At 57.6% G+C, this 10,473-nt stretch carries 9 protein-coding genes; 3 read left to right on the plus strand and 6 right to left on the minus strand.

The window, feature by feature from the left end; all coding sequences use genetic code 11:
- Nucleotides 1-54 precede the first annotated feature (54 nt).
- Nucleotides 55-2,172 carry a mechanosensitive ion channel family protein gene (locus ACRER8_RS00020; RefSeq protein WP_431744342.1) on the minus strand — a complete coding sequence of 706 codons (2,118 nt, stop codon included), beginning with the start codon at nt 2,170-2,172 and terminating at the stop codon, nt 55-57.
- A 225-nt stretch (nt 2,173-2,397) separates the two neighbouring features.
- On the opposite strand from ACRER8_RS00020, the gene ACRER8_RS00025 reads away from it, so the two are divergent.
- Together ACRER8_RS00025 and ACRER8_RS00030 are read left to right on the plus strand one after the other, a co-directional pair.
- The gene (locus ACRER8_RS00025; RefSeq protein ID WP_431744343.1) at nt 2,398-2,973 is read left to right on the plus strand and encodes a TetR/AcrR family transcriptional regulator; all 576 of its coding nucleotides are present in this window, start codon (nt 2,398-2,400) and stop codon (nt 2,971-2,973) included.
- 53 nt (nt 2,974-3,026) lie between these two features.
- On the plus strand, nt 3,027-3,503 hold the full coding sequence (locus tag ACRER8_RS00030; RefSeq protein WP_431744338.1) for a DUF1348 family protein: 477 nt from the start codon (nt 3,027-3,029) through the stop codon (nt 3,501-3,503).
- 94 nt (nt 3,504-3,597) lie between these two features.
- Here ACRER8_RS00030 and ACRER8_RS00035 read toward each other — a convergent pair whose 3' ends face one another.
- Both ACRER8_RS00035 and ACRER8_RS00040 read right to left on the minus strand, forming a co-directional pair.
- Nucleotides 3,598-4,119: a single-stranded DNA-binding protein gene (locus tag ACRER8_RS00035; protein WP_120124977.1), complete on the minus strand. Its 522-nt coding sequence runs from the start codon at nt 4,117-4,119 to the stop codon at nt 3,598-3,600.
- Nucleotides 4,120-4,128: 9 nt separating this feature from the next.
- Complete coding sequence (locus ACRER8_RS00040; protein WP_431744339.1) at nt 4,129-5,523, minus strand: MFS transporter; 1,395 nt, start codon at nt 5,521-5,523, stop codon at nt 4,129-4,131.
- A 187-nt stretch (nt 5,524-5,710) separates the two neighbouring features.
- On the opposite strand from ACRER8_RS00040, the gene uvrA reads away from it, so the two are divergent.
- Nucleotides 5,711-8,545, plus strand: a complete 2,835-nt coding sequence (uvrA, locus tag ACRER8_RS00045) for an excinuclease ABC subunit UvrA (protein WP_431744340.1) — start codon at nt 5,711-5,713, stop codon at nt 8,543-8,545.
- Nucleotides 8,546-8,620: 75 nt separating this feature from the next.
- On the opposite strand, the gene bfr is transcribed toward uvrA, so the two are convergent.
- From bfr to rpoA, 3 genes are all read right to left on the minus strand, one after another.
- Entirely contained in the window at nt 8,621-9,085 is a 465-nt protein-coding gene (gene bfr / locus ACRER8_RS00050) for a bacterioferritin (protein ID WP_062384501.1), read from the minus strand.
- Between the two features lie 259 nt (nt 9,086-9,344).
- Complete coding sequence (gene rplQ / locus ACRER8_RS00055; protein ID WP_166598553.1) at nt 9,345-9,731, minus strand: 50S ribosomal protein L17; 387 nt, start codon at nt 9,729-9,731, stop codon at nt 9,345-9,347.
- A gap of 42 nt (nt 9,732-9,773) precedes the next feature.
- On the minus strand, nt 9,774-10,473 hold a 700-nt coding region (gene rpoA / locus ACRER8_RS00060), incomplete at its 5' end, for a DNA-directed RNA polymerase subunit alpha (protein WP_431744341.1).

Consider the following 10,473-nt stretch of genomic DNA (forward strand, 5'->3'; position numbering starts at 1 on the left):
CTGACACTCCGCGTTCGCCAGCAAGCCGGCTCCTACAATAGGCTGTGCAAAAGCTCAAACAGGGCTCTCGGAGCCATCCTTGTTTACCACCGACGCCTTGCCCGGCAACGGCTGTTGCGCATCCCCATCGTCTATCGGCATCTGCCCGTTATGCGGGCTCATGACCAGCTGTGGATAAGTTTGCGCAAATCGCACGTCCGTGGATTTATCCACAAGACGCTTGAGCTTGTCGTTGAACGCGCGACTCACCGCATATTGCCCGCCCGACGAAGTCCGGAACTGGGCGGTAATCACGATCCCGTTCATGTCCATGCGATCAAGCCCGAACACTTCCAGCGGCCCTTGTAGCGTGCTCGCCAGCAAGAAGTCATCACTGATCGCCTGCCCCGCTTCGCGGATCAACGAAGTCGCCGAGTCCACGTCCGAATCGTAGGTGAACTGGAACGAGAAAAACGCATACGCGAACTGCCGGGACTGGTTGGTGACTGCCTTGATCTGACCGAAGGGCACTGAATGCACGAAGCCCTTGCCGTCGCGCAAACGCAGCGTGCGAATCGTCAGGCTTTCCACCGTGCCGGCATGACCGGAATCCAGCACCACCCAGTCGCCGATGGAAATCGTGTCCTCGATGATGATGAACAGGCCGGTGATCACGTCCTGTACCAGTTGCTGCGAACCGAAGCCGATAGCCAGACCGACAACCCCCGCACCCGCCAGCAGTGGCGCGACGTTGATCCCGAGATTGGCCATGGTCGTGATGGTACAGATCACCACCAGAATGATTTTGATCGCGTTGCGCAGCAGCGGCAGGATGGTCTTGACCCGAGTGCTGGGCTGGCGCATGGAGCGATTATTGTTCGGCGGCTTGAGGGCTTCCTGAATTGCAGTGTCCATCACGACCCACAGCAGCCAGGTCACCAGAAAGATCAGGCCGATGCTGCTCAATGAATCGCTGATTACCTTGCCAAGCGTATTGCGCTGGGCGAATTCGAACAGCGAAAAACCCCAGATCCGGCCTAGTAACTCGATGAAGCCCACCGCCAGTGCAATGCGCAGCACCGCATGCAGCAGGCTGAGCAAGCGTTCCTTGTAGACCCTGGAGCTGTGCGCTTCGGCAGGTTTGAACATGTGCTGGAACAGGGTGCTGAGAAACACCGTGCCGATCAACAGCACCGTGGTCAGAATGGCGCAACGCAAGGCCTCCTGGCTGTCCTCTCCCGCACCGATCAGGCTGATAGCCGAGACCAGGATCATCAGCAGAATCGGCAGATGCCAAAGGCTCGAAAAAACCTTCAACGTCTGCTGCAATGCAGGCCGCGCCAGACGAGCGCTCAATGGGCGATTACGAATCAGATGTGCCACCGGTCGGCGCATACGAATCACCACGATGCAAAACATGACCGAGGCCATCAGCCCGGTGAACACGGCGACACTGGTGGTCACGTTGCCACCCAACTGCCGGGCAATTTGCGGGCTGGTCAGCGCATCGCTCAAGGCAGCGAAGAATCCGATGATGAACAGCGGATGCGGTGCGTACGAACGAATGATGCGAACCGCCGGACGCTTGTGCCCCGCATTGAATAGCACGATCACCGACATCAGCACCGAGGTCGAGAAGATGCCGCTGCTGGTCGAGTACGCCAGACACAGCGCCAGCGCCCGGCCAACGGATGTCGGCATGAAATGACTGACATAAAGGGTCAGCGGCAGGCATATCAGAGCCGGAATCGTGAAGGGCAACACGTAACCCACTACACCCTGCACTCGGTCAAACTTCTGCAGCAGGCGGTGCCGGGACACACGCTTTGCAATGAATGCCCCTATCCGATTGAGCAGCAGGAACGCGCCGATCCAGACGACTGACAGAATCAGGAAGTCCCCGGCGATGGCCCAAGGCGAACGAGACGAGGGTTTGTTGACCAGGGTGCCCAGTTCGTCAGCGGCGCGGTCGGCACGCAAACGCCAGGAGTCGAGCAAATGGCCATTTAGATCCAGCTTGTCTTGCACGCTGTCGATGCTGGTGCTGATAACGCCGAGCAATCCGCCCTTGACCAGTATTTCCGGCTTATCGGGCTCGGCGGCAGGTGGCGGGTCAGCAGGTGCGGTTGATTGTGCGGTACTGGCGGCGGGCGCATCGGCCGCCTGAACGTTAAAGCTGCCGACGCAGAGCATCACACACAGCAGCAGGACAGATTTGAAGTTCGACAAAACGCAGGTCACTCCTTTCAGTCATGAGGGACGGCGAAATCAATGCCCACAGAAACTGATCGATATTCGCCCCGCAAGTTCGCCTGCGCTGCAAAGCTTCATGAACAGCGGTTCGCTCAGAGCCACGAAAACGACTATTTTTCACACGCCGCTTGACCAGGGAGAATGATCGTTCTACCTTACGATCCCATGAGCACACAGACCAATGACACCCGCGAAAAAATTCTCGCAACTGCCGAACAACTCATCTACCGAAACGGGATACACGCTACCGGCATGGATCTTTTGGTGAGGACCTCGGGCGTTGCCAGAAAGAGCATCTATCGCCACTTCGCGACCAAAGATGAAGTAGCTGCCGCCGCGCTGAATGCCCGGGACGTGCGCTGGATGCAGTGGTTCAGGAGCGAGTCCGACAGGGCCGACTCTGCGCAAGCGCGAATCCTGAACATGTTTGCCGTACTCAAAGGCTGGTTCGAGTCTGAAGGCTTTTGCGGTTGTGCCTTCATCAACACAGCCGGGGAGATTGGCGATCCGAATGATCCGATCCGGCTGATTGCCAGGTTGCACAAACAGAAGTTGTTCGATTACACGCTTGAACTGACCGAGCAACTGAACATCGAGCAACCGTCAGCACTCGCCAAACAGTTGCTGATTCTCATGGAAGGCGCCATCACCACCGCTCGTGTCATGGGTGACTACAGCGCTGCCGACAGCGCAAGGGACGTTGCGCAGCTGTTGCTGAAACAGGCCGCCGTAAAGGCCTGAGCTTCAAGAACGCTTCACTTACCGTTATATCCAACTTGCCTGGAGGCTCCGCCATGTCCAACGCCCAGACTCGCCCGCCACTTCCCCCCTTTACCCGCGAATCTGCCATCGAGAAGATCCGTCTGGCCGAAGACGGATGGAACAGCCGCGATCCGGAAAAAGTCTCGCTGGCCTACACCCTCGACACTCAATGGCGTAACCGCGCCGAGTTCGCCACCAACCGCGAAGAGGCCAAGGCCTTTCTAACCCGCAAGTGGAAAAAGGAACTCGATTACCGGTTGATTAAAGAGCTATGGGCCTTCACCGACAATCGTATCGCCGTACGCTACGCCTACGAATGGCACGATGATTCGGGGAACTGGTTTCGCTCCTACGGCAACGAAAACTGGGAGTTCAGTGAAGACGGCCTGATGCACCGCCGATTCGCCTGCATCAATGACATGCCAATCAAGGAATCGGAGCGCAAATTCCACTGGCCACTGGGACGCCGTCCCGATGACCATCCAGGACTGAGTGACTTGGGGCTGTAAACACCACTTTCCGCTTCCCAAAACAAAGCCCCCGACAGCAGAGCTGTGCGGGGGCTTTTTTGTTCAACGCGTTACTGCGTTCGATTCCGGAGGATCAGAACGGAATATCGTCATCGAAACTGTCGAAATCAGGAGCTGGTTGCGGCGCCTGTTGTGGAGCAGGACGCGACTCACGCTGCGGCTGAGGAGCGGCCTGCGGGCGCGATTGCTGTGGGCGGGGGGCGGAATTCTGATAGCCGCCACCACCCTGACCTTGTTGAGCATCGCCTTGTGGACGTCCGCCCAGCAACTGCATGGTGCCCTGCATGTCGACAACGATTTCAGTGGTGTAGCGCTTGATGCCGTCTTTTTCCCACTCGCGGGTCTGTAGCTTGCCTTCGATGTAGACCTGCGAGCCTTTGCGCAGGTACTCGCCGGCGATCTCTGCGACCTTGCCGAACATCGAAACACGGTGCCATTCGGTCTTTTCGACTTTCTGACCGGTTTGCTTGTCGGTCCACTGCTCGCTTGTCGCCAGACTCAGGTTGGTCACGGCGTTACCGTTAGGCAAGTAGCGAACTTCGGGATCCTGGCCACATGTGCCGACCAATATGACTTTGTTAACCCCACGGGCCATAACGTTCTCCTAGGCTTCACACGTTTCCGACGCTGGATTGACCACTTCGTCGAAAGACGCCCGATCCAACAGTTCTTTGTCAAATTTGATATAGATGGCGGCCTCGTCGGCCACCACTACTGCATCTGTTACTCCACGTACGGCCAACACGCGATCGGCAAGGCTTGTGTCGCGTTGAGCCTCGGGCGACAACGGCAAGCGAAGGCTGGTCACGTACGGAGGTTCGCGCATGGTAACAGCAAACGCGAGCCAGATGGCGGCCAGACCGGCGCCGCCGAGGAACACAACATCGAGCCCGCCGTGCTGAAATAGCCAGCCGCCGAGGATGCCGCCAGCCGCGGAACCGAGGAACTGACTGGTGGAATAAATCCCCATCGCCGTGCCCTTGCCTCCCGCCGGCGAGACCTTGCTGATCAGCGAAGGTAGCGAGGCTTCCAAAAGATTGAATGCAGTGAAGAACACTACGGTGCCGATCACCAACGCCCGAAGGGTGTTGCCGAACTCCCAGAAGAATAGCTCAGTGAGCATCAGCACCAGGACCGCACCTAGCAAAATCCGCTTCATCTGGCGTTTCTTCTCGCCGTAAATGATGAACGGGATCATCGCGAAGAAAGAGATCAGCAGCGCGGTCAGGTAGACCCACCAGTGCTGCTCCTTGGGCAGGCCGGCTTTTTCAACCAACGCCAGCGGCAACGCCACGAAACTGGACATCAGCATTGCGTGCAACGCGAAGATACCCAAATCCAGACGCAGCAGGTCCGGATGGCGAAGCGTCGCTCCCAGCGCCTGACGCGCAAGGCCCGACTCGCGGTGCTGCAGCGTCACTGTCGACTTGGGCACCACGAATGCCACGATAACGATGCCGATCAGCGCCATTGCCCCGGTTGCCAGAAACAGTCCTGACAGGCCGAACGCGCTGGTGAGGATGGGACCGACCACCATCGCAATGGCGAACGACACACCGATCGTCATACCAATCATCGCCATGGCTTTGGTGCGGTGCTGTTCGCGGGTTAGGTCAGACAGCAAGGCCATCACTGCCGCCGAAATAGCGCCAGCGCCCTGGAGAATTCGACCGGCGATCACGCCCCAGATCGATGTCGACTGTGCAGCCAGCACGCTGCCGAGCGCAAACACCACCAACCCAAGATAAATGACCGGACGGCGGCCGATGCGATCGGAAATCATGCCGAAAGGAATTTGCAGCACCGCCTGGGTCAGGCCGTATGCGCCAATCGCCAGACCAATGAGTGCCGGGCTCGCGCCAGCCAGGTCCATGCCATAGGTCGCCAGAACCGGCAAAACCATGAACATGCCAAGCATACGGAACGCGAACACCAGCGCCAGACCGCCCGCTGCACGGGTTTCGCTGCCACTCATGCGCTCGCTGTGAGAATCGTGCATGGAAGAACCTCATGTGAACCGGCGGCGATTCTACCAGTCCCATCGATGTACAGCACATACGACGCTTTGCCGCGCATCGCGGGAAATTTCTTTTCGCAGATAAGGCCTGGCGCTTTCCAATAGTGTGCATCCATCCAGTATTTGGCCGTATACTCCTGCGTTTTGACGCCCGCCGTGCGAGGCCACCTTGGACAAGATCCTGATTCGTGGGGCTCGAACCCACAACCTGAAAAACATCGACCTTACCCTGCCACGGGACAAGCTGATCGTCATAACCGGGCTCTCCGGTTCCGGCAAATCGTCGCTGGCATTCGACACGCTGTATGCCGAAGGGCAGCGCCGCTACGTCGAATCGTTGTCTGCCTACGCGCGGCAGTTTTTGTCGATGATGGAAAAGCCTGATGTCGACACCATCGAAGGTCTGTCACCGGCAATCTCCATCGAACAGAAGTCCACGTCCCACAACCCGCGATCGACCGTGGGCACCATCACCGAGATCTACGACTACCTGCGCCTGCTCTATGCCCGCGTCGGTCAGCCTCGCTGCCCTGATCACGATATTCCACTGGAAGCGCAGACGGTCAGTCAAATGGTCGATCTGGTGCTGGCCGAACCGGAAGGCAGCAAACTGATGTTGCTCGCGCCCGTCGTTCGTGAGCGCAAGGGCGAGCATCTGGCCGTGTTCGAAGAACTGCGCGCCCAGGGCTTCGTACGTGCGCGAGTCAACGGCAAGCTATGCGAACTCGACGAGCTGCCGAAGCTGGATAAACAGAAGAAGCATTCTATTGATGTCGTCGTCGACCGCTTCAAAGTGCGCGCCGACCTGCAGCAGCGTCTGGCGGAGTCCTTCGAGACCGCATTGAAGTTGGCCGATGGCATCGCTCTGGTCGCACCAATGGACGACGAGCCGGGTGAAGAAATCATCTTTTCAGCGCGCTTTGCCTGCCCCATCTGTGGACACGCGATCAGCGAGCTGGAACCCAAGCTTTTCTCCTTCAACAATCCGGCAGGCGCATGCCCGACCTGCGATGGTTTGGGCGTGAAGCAGTTCTTCGACACCAAGCGTCTGGTCAACGGTGAACTGACGCTTGCCGAAGGCGCCATACGCGGCTGGGATCGGCGCAACGTTTATTACTTCCAGATGCTCGGCTCACTGGCGAAGCATTACGGTTTCAGTCTGGAGGTCCCGTTCAAGGAACTGCCGGCCGATCAGCAGAAAGTCCTGCTCAGCGGCAGCGGCAGTCAGAACGTGGATTTCCGCTACCTGAACGACCGGGGCGACATCGTCAAACGTGCGCACCCGTTCGAAGGGATCGTGCCGAATCTGGAGCGTCGCTACCGCGAAACCGAATCAGCGACCGTCCGTGAAGAACTGGCCAAGTTCCTGAGCACTCAGCCCTGCCCCGATTGCCGTGGTACGCGCCTGCGCCGGGAAGCGCGGCATGTGTGGGTCGGTGAGAAAACGCTACCTGCGGTGACCAATCTGCCTATCGGCGATGCTACTGACTACTTCGGTAGGTTGAAGCTCACGGGGCGCCGTGGCGAAATCGCCGACAAAATCCTCAAGGAGATCCGCGAACGCCTGCAGTTCCTGGTCAACGTTGGCTTGGACTATCTGACGCTGGATCGCAGCGCGGATACCCTGTCTGGCGGTGAAGCCCAGCGTATTCGCCTTGCTAGCCAGATCGGCGCGGGTCTGGTGGGCGTCATGTATATCCTCGACGAACCGTCGATTGGCTTGCATCAACGCGACAACGATCGGTTGCTGGACACCCTTCGGCACCTGCGTGATATCGGTAACACGGTGATTGTCGTGGAGCATGACGAAGATGCTATTCGCCTGGCGGACTACGTGGTCGACATCGGCCCCGGTGCCGGCATCCACGGTGGCAGCATCGTTGCTGAAGGCACTCCGCAAGAGGTGATGGATCACCCGGACTCACTTACCGGGAAGTATCTATCCGGTCGGGTGAAGATCGAAGTGCCGGCCAAACGTACGCCGCGCAACAAGAAGCTATCGCTCAAGCTCAAAGGCGCGCGCGGGAACAACCTGCGTAACGTCGACCTGGAAATTCCAATCGGGTTGCTCACCTGCGTGACGGGGGTTTCCGGGTCGGGTAAGTCAACGCTAATCAACAACACCCTATTCCCGCTCAGCGCGACCGCACTCAACGGAGCGACCACGCTGGAAGCAGCGACACACGACAGCATCGACGGTCTGCAGCATCTGGATAAGGTGGTCGACATTGACCAAAGCCCAATCGGCCGTACCCCGCGCTCGAACCCGGCGACTTACACGGGTCTGTTCACACCGATTCGTGAATTGTTCGCCGGCGTGCCGGAATCGCGCTCCCGTGGTTATGGCCCGGGTCGCTTCTCGTTCAACGTCAAAGGTGGCCGTTGTGAGGCGTGCCAGGGCGACGGTCTGATTAAGGTAGAGATGCACTTCCTGCCGGATATCTACGTGCCGTGTGACGTCTGCAAGAGCAAGCGCTACAACCGCGAAACCCTGGAAATCAAGTACAAGGGCAAGAGCGTCCATGAAGTGCTGGAGATGACCATCGAAGAAGCACGCGCGTTCTTCGATGCCGTCCCGGCGCTGGCGCGCAAACTGCAAACACTGATGGATGTAGGCCTGTCCTATATAAAGCTCGGGCAGTCAGCCACGACGTTGTCAGGCGGCGAAGCGCAGCGGGTCAAACTCTCCCGTGAGCTATCCAAGCGCGATACCGGCAAGACGCTGTATATCCTCGACGAACCGACTACCGGCCTGCACTTCGCGGATATTCAGCAATTGCTGGACGTTTTGCATCGCCTGCGCGACCACGGCAATACGGTGGTGGTAATCGAACACAATCTGGACGTGATCAAGACTGCGGACTGGCTTGTCGATCTTGGACCGGAAGGCGGATCGAAAGGCGGACAGATCATCGCGACCGGCACCCCGGAGCAGGTGGCCGAGATGAAACAGTCTTATACCGGCCACTATCTCAAGCCACTGTTGGAGCGCGATCGCGCCTGATTGCAGGCAAGGTCGTGAAATGTAAAAAAGCCCCTGTCATGGCGAACATGACAGGGGCTTTTTCTTGGACCGGAATCAGAACTGCGATTGCAGGTAGTTTTCCAGGCCAATGGATTTGATCAGACCCATCTGCTTTTCAAGCCAGTAGGTGTGGTCCTCTTCGGTATCGGCCAACTGTACACGCAGGATGTCGCGGCTGACGTAATCCTTGTGCTGCTCGCACAGAGCGATGCCCTTGCAGAGTGCGGCACGGACCTTGTATTCCAGCCGAAGATCGCTGGCAAGCATCTCAGGGACCGTAGTGCCGACGTCCAAGTCATCCGGACGCATACGCGGAGTGCCTTCAAGCATCAGAATCCGGCGCATCAACGCATCAGCGTGCTGTGCCTCTTCTTCCATCTCGTGGTTGATACGCTCATAGAGCTTGCTGAAACCCCAATCCTCGTACATCCGCGAATGGATAAAATACTGGTCGCGCGCAGCCAGTTCGCCGGTCAGCAGCGTGTTGAGATAATCGATGACGTCCGGGTGGCCTTGCATTGCCGTGAATCTCCTTCAGGAAAGCCGATAGTCTGAACCAACATCATGGGAAGGTCACCGACAAAGAGCAGAAAAACGAAGAATTTCTGCGATTCCCTGACATTTGGTGCCGAAAAGTGGAGTAAATGAGGGGAGTTCTCTTTATCACTAAGAGTTAGCGCAATATTCTGGCAATCAATTGATAACGCGTTGTATTTACCTGGGAATCAGAAAACAAAAAACCGGGCGCTAGGCCCGGTTTTTCGTGATGACTGATGTCTTATTCAGCGGCTTCTACAGAGCCACCAACAGGACGATCAACCAGCTCGACGTACGCCATAGGCGCGTTGTCGCCAGCGCGGAAACCGCACTTGAGGATACGCAGGTAGCCACCCTCACGGGTCGCATAGCGCTTGCCCAGATCGTTGAACAGCTTACCGACGATTTCTTTCGAACGAGTACGGTCGAAAGCCAGACGACGGTTAGCAACGCTGTCGATCTTGGCCAGGGTGATCAGCGGCTCGGCAACGCGGCGCAGTTCCTTGGCTTTCGGCAGGGTAGTTTTGATCAGCTCGTGCTCGAACAGCGACACCGCCATGTTTTGGAACATGGCCTTGCGGTGAGAGCTGGTACGGCTCAGGTGACGTCCACTTTTACGATGACGCATGGTTCATTCCTTACCAAACACAACGTTCGGTGATTACGACGATCAGGCAGTCGCCTTGTCGTCCTTCTTAAGACTTGCAGGCGGCCAGTTGTCGAGGCGCATGCCGAGGGAGAGACCACGAGAAGCCAGAACGTCCTTGATTTCAGTCAAGGATTTCTTGCCCAGGTTCGGAGTCTTCAACAGTTCTACTTCAGTGCGCTGAATCAGATCACCGATGTAGTAAATGTTCTCCGCCTTAAGGCAGTTGGCCGAACGTACGGTCAGTTCCAAATCGTCAACCGGACGAAGCAGGATCGGATCGATCTCGTCTTCCTGTTCGACTACAACGGGTTCACTGTCACCTTTGAGGTCGACGAACGCAGCCAACTGCTGTTGCAGGATGGTTGCCGCACGACGGATAGCCTCTTCAGGATCCAGAGTACCGTTGGTTTCCAGATCAATAACCAGTTTGTCCAGGTTAGTACGCTGTTCGACACGGGCGTTTTCCACCACGTATGCGATACGACGAACCGGGCTGAACGAAGAATCGAGCTGCAAGCGACCAATGCTGCGGCTTTCGTCTTCATCGCTCTGACGCGAGTCTGCTGGTTCATAACCGCGACCACGAGCTACAACGAGCTTCATGTTCAGGGCGCCGTTAGACGCCAGGTTAGCGATTACGTGATCGGGGTTAACGATCTCGACATCATGATCCAGCTGAATATCGGCAGCGGTAACCACCCCCGAACCCTTCTTCGACAAG

It is taken from the genome of Pseudomonas sp. (assembly GCF_050739935.1).
Lineage (GTDB): Bacteria > Pseudomonadota > Gammaproteobacteria > Pseudomonadales > Pseudomonadaceae > Aquipseudomonas.